We start from the raw sequence: 18,800 nt of genomic DNA, 5'->3' as shown, positions 1-18,800 counted from the left end.
CGAAAATAAACGCTGCGGCACGAAAGCGCGGACAACTGACGACGTGGTGAATCGAAACGCCGATTCCGTTTACCAAACCGATGCGGTTTTCAATCTTAGCTGTTGTCGTGCAACGGCGCCGCTTGCGTCCTTCCACGACGAAAACAGTACGAGTACGTCGATGTCCAGCAGAATGCATCTTGCGCTCCTTGCCGGCGCGCCCTTTCTTTGCTTCGCAATTGCTCAGGCGGCCGCGAACGAAGCCGGCTTTGTCTCCGAGCACACTATCATCCACCCCGATCAGGCCGAGACGAGGCCGCTGTTTGCGCCGGTCCGGACAGCCTCGACGCAACGTTCGAATCTGGGTGGCGGTTTCATCGAGTTCCTGTTCGGTGACAGACAAGGTCAAGGCGGTCGCTATCAGCAGCCGGCCCATGAATCGCAACCGTCTTATCAGGGGCAGCGCATGCTGGTGATGCCATGGGGCCCACAGCAGGGCATGAGCCCGCAATATGGCCCGCAATATCTCGGCGAGCCCGCGCATCCCGCGTTCGATCCGAGATACGAGAAGCAAATCGTTGAATATCACGGCAAGGAAAGCCCGGGCACGATCGTGGTCGATACGCCGAACAAGTTTCTCTATCTGGTGCAGGGCAACGGCACCGCGATGCGTTACGGCATCGGTGTTGGCCGCCCCGGTTTCACCTGGTCGGGCGTCAAGCAAATTTCCGCCAAACGGGAATGGCCGGATTGGACGCCGCCGGCGGAAATGCTGGCGCGGCGGCCGGACCTGCCGCGGCACATGGAGGGTGGCCCGGAAAACCCGCTCGGCGCCCGCGCGATGTATCTCGGCTCATCGCTCTATCGCATTCACGGTTCCAACGAACCCTGGACGATCGGCACCAATGTATCGTCGGGCTGTATCAGGATGCGCAATGAGGACGTGATCGACCTCTACGGCCGCGTCAATGTCGGCACCAGGGTGGTCGTGATCTGACCGACCGCCCGGCCGGAAATCAAAAACGGCCGCCGATTCAGGGCGGCCGTTTTTTTCATGGCCTGAAGAATCGACTATGCGAAATCGCTGTCGCCGTCACCGCCGAAATCGTCGGAGTCCAGATCCATGTCGTCGCTATCATCCGTAGAGGCGGAATCGAAGAGTCCCGCGCCTGAATTGTCCTCGTTCCGATCTTTCGACGAGCCGATGTCGTTGATCCCGGCGTCCCGGGAAAGGCCGCTTCCCGATTGGTCGGTCCATGGATTTTGTCCCGAAGAACCCCGGTCGGTCATGGTGCCGGCGTCGCCAAAGCCCTGATGGCCGCCTCCCATCATCGAGCGGATGCTGTTGAGCAAGAGCGAACCCCCGACCACTCCGGCCGCCGCCGCGGCCGCAGTGCCCAGAAACGAGCCGCCGCCAGCGCCGGGCTGCGCCCCGGCATAGGGTTGCCCATAGGAAGGCTGGTCATAGCGTCCGGAATATCCGGCTTGCTGCATGGCCTGGCCGCTGTTCCAGACCGGACGGCTGCCGGTTTCCGGCGGCCGCACATTCGGCACCGAACCGCGCGACTGATTTTGACCGAAGATGGTGTCGCGCATCGTGTCGAGGAATCCGCCGCTCTGTTCCTGTCGGGGCTCATCTGACGCCTCCAGTTCCTGGATGCGGTCGTTCGCGCGCCGGAGCGCTTCGTCCTGCACCAGAACCGTTTGCACCAGCGCGTAAACCGCACCGGGTGCCCTGCGCAATCCTTCGGCGATTGCGGCGGTGGCCTGCGGATCGCGCGGCGCGGCTTCCATTTTCGAAAGCCGGTCGAACAGGTCGTCCACCAATTGGCGTTCTTGCGGTGTCATGGAGCTTCTCCCTCGCTTGGGCCGAGCGTGGGCTCAAATGTATGCGCGGTTTTCATCACCAGTAGTGGTGCGCAAATTAAATTTAGGTAGGGGCAAAGATCCGTCCCTGGCCGGCCTGAAGGCGATGCAAATGATTGATCGGAGCCGAAAAATGCGCCTCCGCGCCACCAAGGATTCAGCCCAGGGTGACTTTGTTCGCTGCCAGCATGGAGGCAAATTGCTCGCCGCCGAGAAAAGCGTATTCGCGTTCGCGCTGCACTGTCAGCGGATCGAGGCTGATCAGGACGTCATCGACCAAGCCCGGATGACACATGATCACGCCGCCATCGGACACGCCTTGAAGAAATCGTTGCATCAGCGAGCCGAAATCGGGCGCTCCGGAGAAATCGTAGGCGCCCGCGAAGCTCGGATTGAACGCCAGCTCGGCGCGCGCTGCGCGGCGGCGGAATTGCGTGCTCAACAGGTCGAGGAACAACGCCTTGGGCGTGCGGAGGCGATCGAGGAAGGGTTGATTGCGCCCGCACTGGCGAACCCAGGCCTTCGGCGCGGCCTGTTTGACCGCCGCAACAAAGGCGTCGCGCACGCCCGGAAAAAGCTGCGCGTGCTGGTGGCCGTCGACGAAATCCGGAGCGCGACCGAACAGGTCGCCGAAGCTCGCCAATTGCACCAGAAGTTCGGTGCGGACGAGTTCAGGATCGAGCCTTGCCGTCAGGCCCGTGCGCAAGAGCTTCGCAAACGGCAGGAACATGCCGCCGTCGATCGGCCGGAAATGCATCGTCAAGGGCCGAAATGGCGCCGTGAGCGTCGCATGCAGCCCGATGGCGAAGCGCGGGCTGTTTGCGGCTGCCGCCTTCAACGCGCTTACTTCGTCACGGCCGATGGCGGGGCCGACCACCATGGCCGACGTTGCATTGAGACGGCCGCGCTCGATCAGGTCGCGGATCGCGCGGTTGACGCCGGGGCTGATTCCGTAATCGTCGGCACACAGCCAGATGCGTGTTACGTTCGCTGCCATTTAGAGGCGGGCGTCGTTCATTCGGCCGCGGTCCGCTCGCTGGCCGCGGTTTCGGCGTTCGCCTCGGCCTGTTTCTCGCTGTGCTCGGCGACGAAATAGATCGGACGCGCCTTCAGCTCTGAAAGGATCTTGCCGATATATTCCCCGACGATGCCGATCATGATCAGTTGCACGCCGCCGATCGTCATCAGGCCGACCACGAGCGAGGGATAGCCGGGGACCGATTTGCCGGTCGTCCAGGTTTCCCACAGGATCGAAAGCCCGAACAGAAAGGCCGCGGTGGCAAGCAACACGCCAAGCAGGCTCGCAAAACGCAGCGGTGCAACGGAGAAGGAGGTCAGGCCTTCGATCGAAAGCCCAACCAGCCGGCTCGCGCCGAAGGTGGTGATACCGTGCGCGCGCGGCCCGGGTTCGTAGTCGACGCGGATCTGGCGGAAGCCGATCCAGCTTGCAAGGCCCTTGAAGAAACGATTGCGCTCGGGAAGCTGCCGCAACGCCGCGGCTGCGCGTGGCGACAGCAAACGAAAATCGCCGGCATCCTCCGGGATCTTCTGCCGCGCGCCCCAGTTGATCAGCGAATAGAAACCACGCACGGCAAGCCGCCGCAGCAGCGGTTCGTTGTCGCGATGCGCCTTGGCCGTATAGACCACGTCGTAGCCGTCATCGATCCAGTGACCGACCAATTGCTCCACCAGGGCCGGCGGGTGCTGGCCGTCGCCATCCATGAACAGCACGGCACCGCGCCTGGCATGGTCCAGTCCCGCCATCATCGCCGCTTCCTTGCCGAAATTCCGCGACAGCGACACCACCTGGATGTCGAGCGCCTCCGGGGCAAGTCCGCGCGCGATGGCAAGCGTCGCATCCGCACTGCCGTCGTCGACATAGACGACCTCGCTGGCGAGGCGATAACGGTTTCGCAGCGTCCGGGCCAGGGCGCAAAGCCGCTGATGCAGCGAGGAAAGCCCCGCTCCCTCGTTGTAAAGGGGTACGACAATCGACAGCCCCTGCGCCGCAGCGTTCGCCGCGGTCGTCGACAGGCTCGAAACATCCGTACCCAGCATCATCGATCAGGTTCCAACCATCCGGATGGGCAACATATGACAATCGAGGTCGAATGTCGCCACGGGCGAACGGTTCGATTGCAACATTCGCATCCGGTCAAGGCGGCCAGTTTTGCGGTAGCGAATGTCAATGCGCGTCCACCGCTGCAGCGACGCTTCGCCTTAACGCCGCAGGAACGCCTCCAGCCTGGCGAACAGCGGATTTTCGCGGTCAAGCACGTAGTCCAGAGAGGCTACCGAAACCGTCTCCGCGCCGTGGTCCCTCAGGAAGCTGCCGAGCGCATAAAGCTGCGCCGGCGGACAATGCAGCGTCACCATGCCCGAGGAGGTCGGGCCGCCAAACGGTGACACCACGCCAAAGCGCTTGTGGGCCTCGGTCAGCAGCGCCGCGTCGCAGCCTGCGAAGCGGGTGCGGACTTCCCGGTACTTGCTGGCGCGGGCGCGGGCGGCGATGTGGTCCAGAATGACGCGTGCGGTCTCCTGCGCCTCGTTCGACCAGTCGGCCTCGCGCGAGGCCACAAGGTTGGCCTGACTGCGAAGGATTACGCCGTCGTCAAGCACCTTCAACCCGTTGGCGGTCAACGTCGCCCCCGTGGTCGTGATGTCGACGATCATCTCCGCGGTGCCTGCCGCTGGCGCGCCTTCGGTGGCGCCCGCACTTTCGACGATGCGGTAGTCGACGATGCCGTGCGAGGCGAAGAACGTTCGGGTCAGGTTGATGTATTTGGTTGCCACCCGCATCCGCCGGTTATGTTGTGCCCGGAAGCCGGTAGTGACATCGTCAAGATCGGCCATGGTGCGGACGTCGATCCACGCCTGCGGAACGGCCACCACGACATTGGCGCTGCCAAAGCCGAGATTGTCGATCAAAAGGACGCGCATCTCGGCATCGGCGATGCTCTCGCGCACCAGATCCTCGCCGGTGACGCCGAGATGGATTGCGCCGCGCGCGAGCTGGGATGCGATCTCGCTTGCCGAGAGGTAGGCGATCTCGACATTGTCGAGCCCGGAAATCGAGCCGCGATATTCGCGTGCGCCGCGCGGCTTGCTCAGCGCAAGCCCCGCTCGCGTGAAGAACGCTTCGGCGTTTTCCTGCAAACGGCCCTTCGAAGGCACCGCAAGCACGAAAGGTGTCGTCATGACGCCCTCCCGCCGCTGCGGCTGGCGGAAGATTTGCCGCCTAGCTGGGTCAGGGTTTCGACCCAGACCGAAAATCCGACGGCCGGGATTGGCGTTCTTGAACCGAGCCGGGTCATCAACCCGTCATAGCGTCCGCCCGCTACCAGCGGCTCGGTGCCGCCATCCCTGGCATGTAGTTCGAACTCGAAACCCGTGTAATAGTCGAGGCCGCGGCCAAACGAGGTGGAGAAGCGCGTCGATCGGATATCGACGCCGCGCGCGGCCATCAAACCGACACGGCTTTCGAACGCATCGATCGCGGCGGTGATGTCGAGCTTGGCGTCCGCAGCCAACGCCCGCAACCGCGCGATCGAATCATTGGGATCGCCCGAGATCGCGAGGAAGCGCTTGATCAGTTCAAGTGCATCGCGCGGCAACGCCCCGCCTTTGAGCGTCGACTGTTCGAGGAAGCGGTCGGCGATTTCCGCGACCGTGCGCCCGCCGACATTGGTCGTCCCGGCAATCGACATCAAGTCGGTCACCAGCGCCAGGGCCGCCTTGCGGTCGGAGCCGGCGAGTGCCGCAAGCACGCCCTCATATTCGTTGCGGGTCGACGCGGTTGCGAGCGCGAGCCGCTCGAGATCCTGCTCCAGGCTGATCTTGCGGTTGAAATCCTTGATCAGCCGGCGCCGCCAGACAGGATAAAGGTCGAGGGCATCGATCAGGGAGATAAACAGGGCCACGTCGCCGGTACGAATTTCGACATCGCACACACCGAAGGCGCTGGTGGCCTGAAGTGCCAGTGCCAGCATTTCCGCATCCGCCGCCGCGCGATCGAGCCGGCCAAACGATTCGATGCCCGCCTGCAGGAATTCGCTCGGCTCGCCACGATAGCGGAAGACCGAACCAAGATAGCTGAAACCAGCCGGCTTGCCGGCGTTGCCGGAAGCGAGGTAGTCGCGCGCGACCGGAATCGTCAGGTCGGGCCGCAGGCACAGCTCCTCGCCGCTGGCGTCGGTGGTCAGATAAAGGCTTTTGCGGATGTCCTCGCCCGACAGATCGAGAAACGGCTCGGCAGGCTGCAGAATCGCCGGCTCGGCCAGGGTGTAACCGGCCTTGGCGAACGACAATAGCAGCGCGTCCGCCCACGCGGCGGATCCGGTCGCAGCAGTGCCCACTTTCCGAAGTTCGTGCTCCATCGCAGCGTCCACCTTTTCACGAACTTCGGAAAGTCATGGGCACTAGCAAACTTATCAATCTAGTGCCGCTTATCGATTTGAAGTTCCTGATGCGGGCTCGCCGCAATCGGTGCACGAACTTCAAATCGGCGGCACTAGTGCCCTTCACGGTCATCTCAAAGTCCAAATCCCCCGAAAACGGGGCTCTCACGTTTAAGGCCTAGCTAAGGCTTCTTAGTCCGAGAATATGTGTAAGTCATTGATTAAAGGTGTCTTCTCGGGATCTGGCCTTGACCCCGGCGCAAAAATACCTTTTTCGTCCAACCCGGCGCAGCCCTTAGCACGCCTGAGGCGGTGTTTCGACCTGGATCGCCTAAGTGTCTTAACACCCGGCCAAGACAGTCGTGCCGGGACGGCTGCTGCGAAGACGGCAGAGCGGTAGCCGTCGACCTCATCCGCCGGCGGCCCAGTCGCCCAAAGCGGCCTGCACCAAGGCAAGGGCGGCGACCGCGGCGGTGTCCGCGCGGAGAATTCGCGGCCCCAGCGAAAGCTGCAACGTTCGGGGCTGCCGCAGCAGCAGGGCGCGCTCTTCCTCGGCAAAGCCCCCTTCGGGCCCGACCACGACATCGATCCCGTCGGAGAGGGCTTGTCTGCCTTCCAGCGCTCGCAACGGGCCCGTGAGCTCCGCTGCCTCGTCACAGAAAATCAGCAGGCGGCGGGCGTTGCGCGCAGCCAAATAGCGATCGAGCGGCAGGGGCTCTGCGACCTCGGCGATAGACAGGATGCCGCATTGCTCGGCCGCCTCGATGACATTGGCCCGCATTCGATCGCAATTGACCCTCGAAACTTGCGTGAAACGCGTCAGAACCGGCTGCAGCGAGGAAGCTCCCATTTCGACGGCCTTCTGCACCATATAGTCGAGCCGGGCATGCTTGAGCGGCGCGAAGACATAAGCGAGGTCCCGCAGGTGATCCTGCGGCCGGGTGCTGGTCAGGATCGTAAGGCTGTCGGGCCGTTTGCGCCCCGAGATCGAAGCCTCCCATTCGCCGTCGCGCCCGTTGAACACCAGGATCGTCTCGCCCGCGGACAGCCGCAAGACGCTGCCGAGATAGTTGCCTTGCTCGCGCGTGAGGGTGACCGTCAGGTCCGGCGCAAGCGCGTCCGCGACGAACAAGCGCGGTCTGCGAAAATCGAATGGCGGCATCGTCAATGTTCCAATCCGCGCGCCTTTTAGCCCAAAGGATGAGAAAATGCGCGGTTATCGGCCATTTCGGCGCGGCTCAACGCCGCGCTGTTGCCAAATTCCACGTCCTTGTTAAGGGCTGGCTGCAATCGTAAAATAACCTATCGGAGTCGCTCTTCTATCGGGAAGACGCATCGGACCTTGCCTGAGGGAACAGCTTTGATGATCCGCCGTCTGATCGCACCGCTCGCCATGGCGGTGGTTACGCTCTGTGCCGGACAGAGTTTTGCACAAGGTGCATTTCCGGCGCCGCTGCCCGGGCAGGCTGGCACGGCCAACGCTTCGCCATTCCCGCCGGTGAACGCAGCTGCGCCTTCCGCGGCCGCTGCACCGCCCGCCAGTGCATTCCCCCCGGTGGGTGGAGGTGCGCCGCCGTTCGGAACCTCGCCCTTCGCGGCTCCGCCGACGCAGACGGGCGCCGTCGATGAATGCATGAAGCAATTCCTGCCGCTGCGCGAAGAGGCGGAAAAGCGCGGCAAGTTGATCAAGGCGGCCAGCGATAAGCATGCGACCCCGGACGAGGCTTGCAAGTTGATCGGCAATTTTGCTCAAGCCGAAGTCAAGATGCTGAAATACGTCGAAACCAACGCGACGAGGTGCGGGATTCCGCCGCAGATCAGCGAGCAACTCAAGCGCGGCCATCAGGGCACGGAGACGTTGCAGAAGAAAGTCTGTGCTGCGGCGGCGCAGATGCAAAAGGGCCCCTCGGGTCCGACGCTCAGCGACCTGCTGGGGTCTTCAACGGCGCTCCCCGAAGCGACCGCCGCGAAGAAGGGCGGCGCTTTCGACACGCTGAACGGCAACGCTTTGCAACGATGAGCCGCGCCGCCGCGCCGGGGCAACTTCGTAAAGAGGACGATGCGCCCAAATGATCGAGGCTGCGGCCCGCGTTGCAGATGCGACCGGCAACTGGGTCGACACGCTGGCGCCGCCATGGTCGCGGCCCTATTTGCGGCTCGCCCGTCTCGATCGCCCGATCGGGTCCTGGCTGTTGCTGCTGCCGTGCTGGTGGTCGGCGGCGCTTGCCGCCCTGGTGGCCCATGATCTGAGCCGGTTACCCATCGTCATCGCGCTGTTCTTCGTCGGCGCCTTTACCATGCGCGGCGCCGGCTGCACGTGGAACGACATTACCGATCGCGATCTTGACGCAATGGTCGAGCGCACGCGCTCGCGCCCCATTCCGGCGGGACAGGTGAGCGTGCCGCAGGCGTTCGCCTTTCTGGTCGTACAGGCGTTGATCGGATTGGCGGTGCTCCTGCAATTCAACCGCTTTGCGGTGGCGACCGGTATCGCCTCGCTCGCCATTGTCGCGGTCTATCCCTTCATGAAGCGCATCACCTGGTGGCCTCAGGTCGTGCTCGGCCTGGCGTTTTCGTGGGGCGCGCTGATGGGATTTGCCGTCATTCTTGGGCGGATCGACGGCGCCGCGCTTGCTCTCTACGCCGGATCCATCGCCTGGGTGATCGGCTACGACACCATCTACGCGCATCAGGACGCCGAAGATGACGCACTGATCGGCGTCAAATCGACCGCGCGGCTGTTCGGCAAGCGCACCCATCAGGCACTCATCGCTTTCTACGCGGTTGCGGTAGCTTTGATCGGGTGTGCGATCGCCCTTGCCGGCGGCGGCTTGCCGGCGTGGCTCGGGCTTGTCGCGTTTGCCGCGCATCTAGCCTGGCAGATCGTTCGCCTGAAGATCGACAATCCGGCGCTATGCTTGCGCGTCTTCAAGTCAAATCGCGATGCCGGCCTGTTGCTGTTCGCGGGCCTGCTGGTGGACGCGTGGATGGGCGCAGGCTGAGGAAAATACGAAGGGCTAGTTCCGCGCGATGATCTCGCGCTCGCCGCGATGCACGTTGGACGCATCGAGCGAGCCACCGCCGCGCCGACGCATCAGAAATTTCGGACGCCGTGAGCAGATCACGTTGCTGCGCCGCCGTCGCGCGCCCGGCTCGCATGCCTTGTCTTCAGGCAGTTGCGGCAGCGAGAAGATGTCGCTCCACGTCTGCCATGCCGACGCAATCTCGTCGCGGTCCGAACTCACGCACAGGGGGACGGTCAGGGAAGGATCGCGGTGAAGGAGCACCAGCATCTGGGCGTCGTCGATGCCGCGAAGCGCGATGCCGCGGAAATCGCTGACGCGAACCTGGATCGCCATTCGCATGCCTTGTACGGCACGGCGCAGCACGACACGTTCGTGGTGGAGTTCCACGTTGCGCACGCCGCCATCCGCGCGAACGTCGTGCGCATCAAAGCTGACCGGCAAAGAGAGAGGGTCGAGCCGCAATGCACGGCTCGACCCTGCGGGGTTTTCCCCGCTTTTTATCTGACGCCTCACGGCAATGTCTCCACGCCGGGATTATGTTCCCCGGTCGATGCGCAACAGTTTGCCAGAGCCGCGTCCGAATCCGCTTAAAAAGGCTGGTTAATCCGTTCTCACCGGCCCGGCATTCATTCGCATGATTGACAAGAGCTTGGTCCGCATGATTGACGAGACCTTTCTCGCTCCTGGAAAATCTGTGGTTTTGTATCGCGAAAATGCTTGAAATCCCCAAGAATCGAGCACATCTGGTGGTTCGGCTGGGTGTATCCGAGTCCGTTTTCGTTCCTTGCTGATTTTCCGGGATTTTGTTCGTGATCTATTCACCATTGGCTGCACCGTCCCTTTCGCCGAAAGCGCACAACTCCGATCTTTTCGATCAATCCGCGTTGAGTACGCTGGCGCAGCGTCTCGTCGAGGCTGCAAGGCGCGCCGGCGCAGATGCGGCGGACGCGATCGCCGTACGTGGCGTGTCGCAGGGCGTCGAGGTGCGCGACGGGCGCGTCGAGGAATCGGAGCGCTCTGAAGGCGATGACGTCGGGCTGCGCGTGCTTGTGGGCCGGCGCCAGGCGGTGGTCTCGACCAATGACGTCGGCGGCGATGGTGTGGCAAGGCTTGCCGAGCGCGCGGTGGCGATGGCGCGCGTCGCACCCGAAGACAAATATGTCGGTCTTGCCGATGCATCGCTGCTGGCGCGCGAATTCGCGGATCTGGATCTGCTTGATCCGGGCGTTCCAGCGACGGCGGAGCTCGAACGCCGCGCGCTCGAGGCCGAGGCGGCCGCGGTCGCCGTCAAGGGCGTCACCAAATCCGGCGGCGCATCGGCATCGACCGGAATCGGCGGCATGGTGCTGGTGACCAGCACCGGCTTTCATGGTTCCTATTTGCGCTCGAGCCAGGGCATCTCGGTGACTGCCATATCCGGCGAAGGCACCGCCATGGAGCGCGATTACGATTTCACTTCCGCGCCGCATTCCGCCGATCTCGCCTCGCCCGAAAGTGTCGGCCGCACGGCCGGCGAGCGCACGGTCGCGCGTGCCAATCCGCGCAAGGTCGAGACCTGCAAGGTGCCGGTCGTGTTCGACCCGCGGGTGTCTGGCTCGCTAATCGGCCACCTGGTCGGTGCGATCAACGGCGCCTCGATCGCACGCAAGACAAGCTTTCTCAAGGATCGGCTCGGCCAGCAGCTGTTCGCCAAGAACATCCGCATCATCGACGATCCGTTGCGCCGCCGGGGACTGCGCTCGCAGCCGTTCGACGCCGAAGGCGTCAGGGTCAAAGAGCTTGCGATTATCGACGGAGGCATTCTCACCTCATGGCTGCTGGATTGTGCAACCGCGCGCGAGCTCGGAATGGTCACGACCGGTCACGCCCACCGTGGCGTATCCTCCTCGCCGTCGCCAGGCGCCTATAATCTTCATCTTGAAGCCGGTGAACACTCTCCGGCCGAATTGATCTCCGACATTCGCCAGGGCTTCTATGTCACCGACCTCATCGGCTCCGGCGTCAACGGCGTGACGGGTGACTACAGCCGCGGCGCCTCCGGCTTCTGGATCGAGAACGGCAAGATCACCTACCCCGTGAGCGAGGTGACGATCGCAGGTCACCTTCTCGATATCTTCAAGTCGCTGATGCCAGCCAACGATCTGGAGTTTCGCTATGGCGTCAATGCGCCGACGCTGCGAATCGAAGGATTAACGCTTGGCGGACGCTAGTTCCGACGGCGCGAGCGCCGCGATTGCAACACGCAATGAGCCGACACGAGACGCCCTCCTGTTGAGGGACACCGTGCGTGAAGCCGGCGCACTGGCGCTGTCTCTGTTCCGGACCGATCTGAGAAACTGGACCAAGGGTGCTTCGTCGCCCGTCTCCGAGGCCGACATCGCGGTCAACGAGTTGATCTCCGGCCGGCTGCGATCCGCAACCCCGCACTATGGTTGGCTGTCGGAAGAGAGCGTCGACGACGAACAACGTCTCGACAAGCAACGCGTCTGGATCGTCGATCCGATCGACGGCACTCGCGGTTATCTCGCCGGTCGCGAGGATTGGTGCATCAGCGTCGCACTGGTCGAGGGCACGCGGCCGGTATTGGCCGCGGTATTTGCGCCGGCAAGCGATGAATTCTTCTTCGCCGAGCGAGGGCGAGGCACGTTGCTCAATGGCGCACCGGTTAATGCGACGTCCGGCACTGCAATCGACATTTCCCGCGTGGCGGGTCCCAAACCACTGATCGAACGGCTTGTCCGCTTATCCGGCGAGATTTCTCCCCATCCGCGAATCGCCTCGTTGGCGCTCCGGCTGTGCCGGGTCGCGCATGGAAGACTTGACGTGGCCTTTGCGGGCGGTCAAAGCCGCGACTGGGATCTTGCCGCGGCCGATTTGATCGTGCAGGAAGCGAATGGTAAAATGTCATCGCTGTCGGGGGAAGCCATCCAATACAATCGCCGCGAGGTGACGCACGGGGTGCTGTTGGCAGCAGGGCGCGACCGCCATGCATTCATCGTCGAGCATTTTCGCGGTCGCTCCTGAGACATGACCCGGAAAACGGGATTCCGGAACAATCATGTTCCAATAGCAGGCTGTTGTGGCGGTTCAGAAGTCCGCATCATTGTTGCCGCGAATTCGTCATGCGGACTTCTGAACCAGAAGCCACACCAGAATCACGGATTTGCTGGTGTCCTCTCGATTCCGAGAGTTTGTAAACGCGTATGCCGTGCAATGATACGAACTTCGGAATCAGGACACCAGCGCGAGTGATATTCGAATTGGCGCCGTGATAGCAGCGAACACGGGCCTGATGCCGATCGAAAACGTTGCTCAACAGCACGCATTGGGAAGCAAGGTCATGTCGGATAGTGCGCCAAACCAGCTGCTTCATCTTGTGCTCGGAGGCGAGCTGACCGACCTTGAGCACAACACATTCAGGGATCTCTCCCAGGTGGAAATCGTCGGCCTGTTCCCGAATTACGCCACCGCTTACACGGCCTGGAAGGCGAAGGCGCAGCAGACAGTGGACAACGCGCATATGCGATATTTCATCGTCCACCTGCATCGGCTGCTCGACCCGGGTCAAGACGCAAAGCCGGCCCGTTGAAAAGACTGGTCCGCAATATCCTGCGCAGCGGCTGGCTGCAGCGTGCTGTGGGGGGACTCTCGGCCGGGTTCCTGCGGCTGGTCTGGTTGACCAACAGCTTCACGTTCGATCCGCCCGAGGTCTACGAAATCGTCGAGCCTCAGATGCCGGCGATCTTCGCGTTCTGGCACGGCCAGCATTTCCTGACTCCTTTCATCAAGACCAAGGATATCCACCGCGCCAAGGTGCTCATCTCGCGACATCGTGATGGTGAATTCAATGCGATTGCGGCCGAACGGCTCGGGATCGGCACGATCCGCGGCTCCGGGGATCACGGCTCGGCGTTTCAGCGCAAAGGCGGCGTCGGTGCGTTCAAGGAGATGGTGCGTGCGCTCGAACAAGGTTATAACGTCGCGCTGACTGCCGATGTGCCGAAGCGCTCGCGAATAGCCGGTCTCGGCATCATCATGCTGGCACGCGAATCCGGGCGGCCGATCATGCCGTTCGCGATGGCGACCAGCCGCTTTTGGCGCCTGAAAAACTGGGACCGAACCACGATCAATCTGCCATTCGGACGAGGGGCACTGGTGGGAGGCGAAATTATCAGGGTTCCACCCGATGCCGACGCCGCGACCATGGAACAGCTTCGCGCGCGCCTGGAGGGGACACTGAACGAGGCGACCAAGCGCGCCTATGCGCAAGTGGACCGCGCGCCAGAGGCGGGTCATGGCTAGCTCGCTGCCGATGACCTTGCGCGTCTATCAGCGCCTGTCGGCGGCGGCGGCCCCTCTGGCGCCTGCGCTGATCAAGCGGCGGCTAAGGCAGGGCAAGGAGGATCCAGAGCGGGTCGGCGAGCGCCGCGGCATGAGCGGCGACGCTCGCCCGAACGGGCCGCTGGTATGGATCCACGGCGCCAGCGTTGGGGAAGTGCTGGCGGCGGCGGCCCTGATCGAGAGATTGCGCGCGCTCAATGTCCGCATTCTCGTGACCTCGGGCACCGTGACCTCGGCGGCGATCGTCGCCAAGCGATTTCCAGCCGACATCATTCATCAATACGTGCCTTACGATTCCCCACGCTATGTCGCGAGATTTCTGGATCACTGGCGGCCGTCTCTGGCGCTTTTCATCGAATCCGATCTGTGGCCGAACCTGATCCTGTCGAGCGCGGCGCGGCGTCTGCCGATGGTTCTGATCAACGGCCGGATGTCGCATCGTTCGTTTCCGCGCTGGCGCAGGGTGAGTGGCACGATCTCGGCGCTGCTTTCCCGGTTCGACGTTTGCCTCGCGCAATCGCGGGTCGACGCAGAGCGCTTCGCGGCGCTCGGCAGCCGCAACGTCGTCGTCACGGGCAATCTGAAACTGGATGTTCCGGCGCCGCCGGCCGATCTTGCCAGACTGGAACGCCTGACGTCGGTCACGCGCGGTCGTCCGATCGTCGTGGCTGCCTCGACCCATCCCGGCGAGGAGGAAATCCTGCTTGAGACCCACCGCGCGCTGGTCGGATTTTTTCCTTCGCTGTTGACGGTGATCGTGCCGCGCCATCCCGGTCGCGGCGAAACGATCGCCCGCATGATCGCGGCTTCCGGCCTGCATGCGGGCTTGCGGTCGCGCGAGGAGCTGCCGACCGCGGCCATCGACGTTTACGTCGCCGATACCATGGGCGAATTGGGGCTGTTCTACAGGTTGTCGCCGGTCGTATTCATGGGAGGTTCGCTGGTCGAGCATGGCGGGCAGAATCCGATCGAGGCGGTGAAGCTCGGCGCGGCGATCGTGCATGGACCCCACGTCTTCAACTTCAACGACGTTTACGAAGCGCTGGATGGCGCCGGCGGCACGAAACAGGCCGACACGCAGGAAGCCCTGGTGAAGCAGCTCGGCAGATTGCTCGCCGATCCTGCGGCGCGTGATCTGTCGGTTGCGGCAGCCGAGCGCGTCGTCTCGCAGCTCGGCGGCGCGCTCGAGCGCACGCTTGCGGCGCTCGAGCCCTATCTGCTGCAATTGCGCCTGGAAAAGGGGGCGGCGGATGCATGAGCCGGCCTTCTGGTACCGGCCATCATCATGGATGTCGCGATTGCTGATGCCGCTCGCTGCCGCGTATGGCGCGATCGCCGGCCGCCGATTGCAACGCAAAGGATTCGATGCCGGCATTCCCGTGCTTTGCGTCGGCAATTATAACCTTGGCGGCGCCGGCAAGACGCCGACCGTGCTCGCGCTTGTGCGGCTGCTTCGTGAGCTCGGCGAGACACCGGTCGTGCTCAGCCGCGGCTACGGCGGACGGCTGCGCGGACCGGTCATGGTCGATCCCACCCGCCATGCGTCACTCGATGTCGGGGACGAGCCGCTGATGCTGGCGACAACGGTTCCGGTGGTGGTCGCGCGCGATCGCATCGATGGGCTGGCCTTGGCGCGGTCGCAACGGGCGAGCGTCATCGTGATGGACGACGGCTTCCAGAACCCGGCCGTCGCCAAGGACGCCTCGCTGATTGTGATCGACGCGAGCCGTGGCCTGGGCAACGCTTGTGTATTTCCCGCAGGACCGTTGCGCGCGCCTTTGCCGCCGCAAGTCGACCGCACCGATGCCTTGATTGTTGTGGGCAAGGGAAGCGCGGCGGAAACGGTCGCCGCCGCTGTCGCCGCACGCGGCAAGCCGGTCTTGCCGGCCCAGCTGAAGGCCAATGAAGCATCGCTGGCCTCGCTTCGAGGCAAGCGCGTATTTGCCTTTGCCGGGATCGGCGATCCCGTCCGGTTCTTCCGGATGTTGCACGCCTGCGGAATGGAGGTCGCCAGGGAACGGGCCTTCGCCGATCATCACCCGTTTTCGAAACGCGAAATCGAAGGCTTGATTGCCGAAGCAGGTCGCGACGCGCTGACGCTGGTCACGACCGAAAAGGATCTGGCGCGGATGCGCGGCCGCGAGGGGTTGCCTTACGGGCTGCGAGAAATTGTGCCGTTCGCGGTGACGCTCGAGATCGACGATGCGACGGAATTGAGCAAGCTCGTATCGAACTGGCTTTTCAAGGCGCGCGAGCGAACATTCCGCGCCCGCGACTAGTTTCAGGCCTTTTTCAGCGCGCCGGGAAAATGCCGCTGCAGCACCGCGCTGGGCGCGGCGTAGGCTTCCTGGAGATCGACGCTCCAATATTTCAATTCATCGAGTGGAATCCGCACGTCGGTCACCGCGCAACGCACATAGGTGCCCGGCGAGACCACGCGGAAATCGCCGTCGAGATATTGCAGCTTTGCCTCGCCATGACCGGAGGGACCGAATTTATTCAGCACGGCTAAAGTTCTCCGCTGGTTCCTGCCCGATGCGCTGGTTGGGCCGATGGATGAAATTACCATAGTTAGGTTCGGGTGTCCGCCCGTTAAACCCACCGATTTGTGATGAAATGGGAATTTTTCGCATGATAGTTTTCGATTGAATGGATCGCTGTTTTCGAAAGCGGCATCAGACCCGGCAAATTCATGCGCTTCTTGTCTGCCATAGTCCTGCTGGCATCTTTTGCCGTGGCGTGTGCGGCGGATGCCGCACCACTGCCCGCTCCGCATCCGGTGGAGATTCCCTTCGAGGGCGGGATGTTGCATGCGGCGCTGTTCAAGCCCGACGGCGACGGTCCGTTTCCGGTCGTCATCGCGTTGCATGGGTGCGGTGGCTTGACCGGCCGTTCCGAGCCGATCCAGGCTCGATATCGGGATTGGGCGGAGCAATTGCTGAAAGAGGGCAAGGCGGTCCTGTTTCCGGACAGCTATGGTTCGCGCGAACTGGGTCCGCAATGTCACGTCAAGGAACGCCGCATACACGCCCGCCGTGAGCGGGTGGCGGATATTTTTGCCGCTAGACACTGGCTGGTGGAGCAGCCCTGGGTCGCGCACAATCGTATCAGCCCGATGGGCTGGGGCAACGGCGCGAGCGCGGTGTTGTGGGCGGTTCGTCCACAATTGTCGTCGCGCCATGTCGAGCCGGATTTCCGTTCGGCGGTCGCCTTCTATCCCGATTGCCGTCTGTCATCGGGGCTCGGATGGAGCGCGCGGGTCCCGACGCTGGTCCTGATCGGCGCCAAGGACGACGTCAATTCGCCGTCGGCCTGCCACCAGATGGTTGACGGCGCGCATGGCCGCAGCGCGCTGGCGCGGATCGTGGTCTATCCGAGCGCCTATCACGATTTCGACCGCGCCAATCTGCCGCTGCACGCGCTCGGTCCGGCCACCGATGCGACCGATCCTGAAAAGGGTCACATCGGCACCGATTTGGAAGCGCGCGCGGATTCACAGAAGCGCGTCGCCGAATGGCTTGCGCGCTGAGCAGCTGGCTCTAAAACAGGCTTCCCTGGTCGACCGGCTTGGTGATCCGCCTTGCCGCAGCCGGCTTCGGTTCGCCGCCGACTGGCTTTGCCGCAACTGAGGCCGTCGCCGGCCGATCCGCATCCGCGGTGGCCGCGACACGTCCATCGGCGAATTCGACGCTCAGCCGCGCGCCCGGGCCTAGCTGTGACGCGGAGTGCACTGGATGGTTGTGGGCATCGCGCACCAGCGCAAAGCCGCGGGTAAGAATGCTTCGGTACGAGAGCGCGCCGAGCAGCTGGCCGCTATGGGCGATGCGGGCCTGAAGCCTTTGGGTTGAGGTGGCAAGCGCGCGGTGCGCGCGTTCGGACAAGCGCAGAACCCGTTCGCGGTCGCGCGCAATCGCCGCGCGCTGCGCCTGCGCGTTGGAGAGCTTTGAGGCTTTCAGCCTGATCGCAAGTCCGGCAAAGCGATCGCGTCGATGGCGCACCAGGCTTCGCGCCGAATGTGTCATCCGTTCGCCGCACGCTGTCATCCGGTGCTGGGCCTGCGCGAGTTGCGCGCGCAGCACCCGCACCGTCAAGCGTGCGCCAGCGCCTGCGAAGCGGCGGAAATGGGCGTGCGTGTTGGTCCTCAAGCTGCGGGGCAGGGCGCTGGAGGCGCCATCGAGCCGCTGCCGCGGAATGGCGAGCAGCTCGGCCATTCCGGGGAATGCGCGCACGGCCGCGCGCAGTTCGTTGCGGCGCAAATCATGGCAGCGCTGCCAGCACAGCATCGTCCGCCGCGCTAGCGCGGCGACCTCCACATACAGCTCGGCGCGCACAGGCACCGCCATTTCGGCCGCAGCGGTCGGTGTCGGTGCGCGCTTGTCGGCGGCAAAATCGATCAGCGTCACATCGGTCTCATGGCCGACGGCGGAAATCAGCGGGATCAGGCTTTCGGCAGCGGCGCGAACCACGATCTCTTCGTTGAACGACCAGAGATCCTCCAGCGAGCCGCCGCCGCGCGCGACGATCAGAAGATCGGGCCGCGGGATGCGTCCCTCTTGCGGCAACGCGTTGAAGCCGCGGATCGCGGAGGCAATCTGTTCGGCCGAGCCTTCGCCCTGCACCTTGACCGGCCACACCAGCACGCGGCGCGGAAAGCGGTCTTCCAGCCGATGCAGGATGTCGCGGATCACAGCACCGGTCGGCGAGGTGACGACGCCGATCACCTCCGGCAACCACGGCAAAAGCTGCTTGCGCCCCGCGTCGAACAATCCTTCGGCGGCGAGCTTCTTCTTGCGCTCCTCCATCAGCGCCATCAGCGCGCCGGCGCCAGCGGGCTCGAGCGCCTCGATCACGATCTGGTATTTCGACGAACCGGGATAGGTCGTGAGCTTGCCGGTGGCGATGACCTCAAGACCCTCCTGGGGCTTGAAGCGCATGCGGTAATGCGCGCTTTTCCAGATTACGGCCTCGATCTTGGCGCCGTCATCCTTCAGCGCGAAATAGCAGTGGCCGGAGGAATGCGGGCCGCGGAAACCGGAGATTTCGCCCCGGACCCGGACGTGCCAATAGGCGTCCTCCACGGTCCGGCGCAGTGCAGACGACAGTTCGGATACCGTGAATTCCGGTGCGTTGATCAGGGCTTCGTTGGCGGTCATCTCGACCATTGATTCGGTGATTTCAGGTCCGCCCAAGG

General features: G+C 63.5%; 19 protein-coding genes. 10 read left to right on the top strand and 9 right to left on the bottom strand.

Annotated features, from left to right (window positions below; all coding sequences use genetic code 11):
• The first annotated feature begins 160 nt into the window (after positions 1-160).
• Positions 161-976 carry a L,D-transpeptidase gene (locus VNX23_RS14275; RefSeq protein ID WP_325630991.1) on the top strand — a complete coding sequence of 272 codons (816 nt, stop codon included), beginning with the start codon at positions 161-163 and terminating at the stop codon, positions 974-976.
• 74 nt (positions 977-1,050) lie between these two features.
• Here the strand turns inward: VNX23_RS14275 and VNX23_RS14270 are convergent, their stop codons facing one another.
• The 6 genes from VNX23_RS14270 to VNX23_RS14245 form a co-directional block, all read right to left on the bottom strand.
• Positions 1,051-1,827: a DUF2076 domain-containing protein gene (locus VNX23_RS14270; protein WP_325630989.1), complete on the bottom strand. Its 777-nt coding sequence runs from the start codon at positions 1,825-1,827 to the stop codon at positions 1,051-1,053.
• A gap of 175 nt (positions 1,828-2,002) precedes the next feature.
• The gene (locus VNX23_RS14265; RefSeq protein WP_325630987.1) at positions 2,003-2,842 is read right to left on the bottom strand and encodes a ChbG/HpnK family deacetylase; all 840 of its coding nucleotides are present in this window, start codon (positions 2,840-2,842) and stop codon (positions 2,003-2,005) included.
• A gap of 17 nt (positions 2,843-2,859) precedes the next feature.
• A complete protein-coding gene (locus VNX23_RS14260) occupies positions 2,860-3,906 on the bottom strand; it encodes a glycosyltransferase family 2 protein (RefSeq protein WP_325630986.1) in 1,047 nt (348 codons plus the stop codon).
• A 159-nt stretch (positions 3,907-4,065) separates the two neighbouring features.
• A complete protein-coding gene (gene hisG, locus VNX23_RS14255; RefSeq protein ID WP_325630984.1) occupies positions 4,066-5,043 on the bottom strand; it encodes an ATP phosphoribosyltransferase in 978 nt (325 codons plus the stop codon).
• Positions 5,040-6,221, bottom strand: coding sequence for an ATP phosphoribosyltransferase regulatory subunit (locus VNX23_RS14250; RefSeq protein ID WP_325630982.1), 1,182 nt, complete (start codon positions 6,219-6,221; stop codon positions 5,040-5,042). Before VNX23_RS14250 ends, hisG begins: the two co-directional genes overlap by 4 nt.
• A 430-nt stretch (positions 6,222-6,651) precedes the next feature.
• Positions 6,652-7,404: a 16S rRNA (uracil(1498)-N(3))-methyltransferase gene (locus VNX23_RS14245; protein WP_325630980.1), complete on the bottom strand. Its 753-nt coding sequence runs from the start codon at positions 7,402-7,404 to the stop codon at positions 6,652-6,654.
• Positions 7,405-7,605: 201 nt separating this feature from the next.
• On the opposite strand from VNX23_RS14245, the gene VNX23_RS14240 reads away from it, so the two are divergent.
• Positions 7,606-8,262, top strand: coding sequence for a hypothetical protein (locus VNX23_RS14240; protein ID WP_325630978.1), 657 nt, complete (start codon positions 7,606-7,608; stop codon positions 8,260-8,262).
• 49 nt (positions 8,263-8,311) lie between these two features.
• Positions 8,312-9,244: a 4-hydroxybenzoate octaprenyltransferase gene (gene ubiA, locus VNX23_RS14235; RefSeq protein WP_325630976.1), complete on the top strand. Its 933-nt coding sequence runs from the start codon at positions 8,312-8,314 to the stop codon at positions 9,242-9,244.
• A 15-nt stretch (positions 9,245-9,259) separates the two neighbouring features.
• On the opposite strand, the gene VNX23_RS14230 is transcribed toward ubiA, so the two are convergent.
• Positions 9,260-9,781 (bottom strand): DUF6101 family protein, encoded by a 522-nt coding sequence (locus VNX23_RS14230; RefSeq protein WP_325630974.1) that lies wholly within the window; start codon positions 9,779-9,781, stop codon positions 9,260-9,262.
• 299 nt (positions 9,782-10,080) lie between these two features.
• On the opposite strand from VNX23_RS14230, the gene VNX23_RS14225 reads away from it, so the two are divergent.
• From VNX23_RS14225 to lpxK, 6 genes are all read left to right on the top strand, one after another.
• Positions 10,081-11,478 (top strand): TldD/PmbA family protein, encoded by a 1,398-nt coding sequence (locus tag VNX23_RS14225; RefSeq protein ID WP_325631027.1) that lies wholly within the window; start codon positions 10,081-10,083, stop codon positions 11,476-11,478.
• A complete protein-coding gene (locus tag VNX23_RS14220) occupies positions 11,465-12,292 on the top strand; it encodes a 3'(2'),5'-bisphosphate nucleotidase CysQ (protein WP_325630972.1) in 828 nt (275 codons plus the stop codon). Before VNX23_RS14225 ends, VNX23_RS14220 begins: the two co-directional genes overlap by 14 nt.
• A gap of 316 nt (positions 12,293-12,608) precedes the next feature.
• The gene (locus VNX23_RS14215) at positions 12,609-12,857 is read left to right on the top strand and encodes a DUF4170 domain-containing protein (protein WP_325630970.1); all 249 of its coding nucleotides are present in this window, start codon (positions 12,609-12,611) and stop codon (positions 12,855-12,857) included.
• Entirely contained in the window at positions 12,854-13,570 is a 717-nt protein-coding gene (locus VNX23_RS14210; protein ID WP_325630968.1) for a lysophospholipid acyltransferase family protein, read from the top strand. Before VNX23_RS14215 ends, VNX23_RS14210 begins: the two co-directional genes overlap by 4 nt.
• Positions 13,563-14,867 carry a 3-deoxy-D-manno-octulosonic acid transferase gene (locus VNX23_RS14205; RefSeq protein ID WP_325630966.1) on the top strand — a complete coding sequence of 435 codons (1,305 nt, stop codon included), beginning with the start codon at positions 13,563-13,565 and terminating at the stop codon, positions 14,865-14,867. The genes VNX23_RS14210 and VNX23_RS14205 overlap by 8 nt, the downstream gene beginning before the upstream one ends.
• Positions 14,860-15,888 (top strand): tetraacyldisaccharide 4'-kinase, encoded by a 1,029-nt coding sequence (lpxK, locus tag VNX23_RS14200; RefSeq protein WP_325630964.1) that lies wholly within the window; start codon positions 14,860-14,862, stop codon positions 15,886-15,888. Before VNX23_RS14205 ends, lpxK begins: the two co-directional genes overlap by 8 nt.
• Before the next feature lie 2 nt (positions 15,889-15,890).
• Here the strand turns inward: lpxK and VNX23_RS14195 are convergent, their stop codons facing one another.
• Positions 15,891-16,115 carry a DUF2093 domain-containing protein gene (locus tag VNX23_RS14195; protein WP_325630962.1) on the bottom strand — a complete coding sequence of 75 codons (225 nt, stop codon included), beginning with the start codon at positions 16,113-16,115 and terminating at the stop codon, positions 15,891-15,893.
• Positions 16,116-16,301: 186 nt separating this feature from the next.
• Between VNX23_RS14195 and VNX23_RS14190 the strand changes: the two genes are divergently transcribed.
• Positions 16,302-17,138: a dienelactone hydrolase family protein gene (locus VNX23_RS14190; protein ID WP_325630960.1), complete on the top strand. Its 837-nt coding sequence runs from the start codon at positions 16,302-16,304 to the stop codon at positions 17,136-17,138.
• A gap of 10 nt (positions 17,139-17,148) precedes the next feature.
• Here VNX23_RS14190 and xseA read toward each other — a convergent pair whose 3' ends face one another.
• The gene (gene xseA / locus VNX23_RS14185) at positions 17,149-18,762 is read right to left on the bottom strand and encodes an exodeoxyribonuclease VII large subunit (protein WP_325631025.1); all 1,614 of its coding nucleotides are present in this window, start codon (positions 18,760-18,762) and stop codon (positions 17,149-17,151) included.
• Positions 18,763-18,800: the final 38 nt, after the last annotated feature.

Origin of the sequence: Bradyrhizobium sp., assembly GCF_035570375.1 — a bacterium.
In the GTDB taxonomy this organism is placed as follows: Bacteria; Pseudomonadota; Alphaproteobacteria; order Rhizobiales; family Xanthobacteraceae; genus Bradyrhizobium.
This window is presented reverse-complemented; position numbering and strand designations above follow the sequence as displayed.

Excerpts from the sequence above, each read along its gene's own strand:
- VNX23_RS14275 (WP_325630991.1), top strand. The coding sequence starts at position 161 with ATGTCCAGCAGAATGCATCTTGCGCTCCTTGCCGGCGCGCCCTTTCTT.
- VNX23_RS14270 (WP_325630989.1), bottom strand. The coding sequence starts at position 1,827 with ATGACACCGCAAGAACGCCAATTGGTGGACGACCTGTTCGACCGGCTT.
- VNX23_RS14265 (WP_325630987.1), bottom strand. The coding sequence starts at position 2,842 with ATGGCAGCGAACGTAACACGCATCTGGCTGTGTGCCGACGATTACGGA.
- VNX23_RS14260 (WP_325630986.1), bottom strand. The coding sequence starts at position 3,906 with ATGATGCTGGGTACGGATGTTTCGAGCCTGTCGACGACCGCGGCGAAC.
- hisG (WP_325630984.1), bottom strand. The coding sequence starts at position 5,043 with ATGACGACACCTTTCGTGCTTGCGGTGCCTTCGAAGGGCCGTTTGCAG.
- VNX23_RS14250 (WP_325630982.1), bottom strand. The coding sequence starts at position 6,221 with ATGGAGCACGAACTTCGGAAAGTGGGCACTGCTGCGACCGGATCCGCC.
- VNX23_RS14245 (WP_325630980.1), bottom strand. The coding sequence starts at position 7,404 with ATGCCGCCATTCGATTTTCGCAGACCGCGCTTGTTCGTCGCGGACGCG.
- VNX23_RS14240 (WP_325630978.1), top strand. The coding sequence starts at position 7,606 with ATGATCCGCCGTCTGATCGCACCGCTCGCCATGGCGGTGGTTACGCTC.
- ubiA (WP_325630976.1), top strand. The coding sequence starts at position 8,312 with ATGATCGAGGCTGCGGCCCGCGTTGCAGATGCGACCGGCAACTGGGTC.
- VNX23_RS14215 (WP_325630970.1), top strand. The coding sequence starts at position 12,609 with ATGTCGGATAGTGCGCCAAACCAGCTGCTTCATCTTGTGCTCGGAGGC.
- VNX23_RS14205 (WP_325630966.1), top strand. The coding sequence starts at position 13,563 with ATGGCTAGCTCGCTGCCGATGACCTTGCGCGTCTATCAGCGCCTGTCG.
- lpxK (WP_325630964.1), top strand. The coding sequence starts at position 14,860 with ATGCATGAGCCGGCCTTCTGGTACCGGCCATCATCATGGATGTCGCGA.
- VNX23_RS14190 (WP_325630960.1), top strand. The coding sequence starts at position 16,302 with ATGCGCTTCTTGTCTGCCATAGTCCTGCTGGCATCTTTTGCCGTGGCG.
- xseA (WP_325631025.1), bottom strand. The coding sequence starts at position 18,762 with ATGACCGCCAACGAAGCCCTGATCAACGCACCGGAATTCACGGTATCC.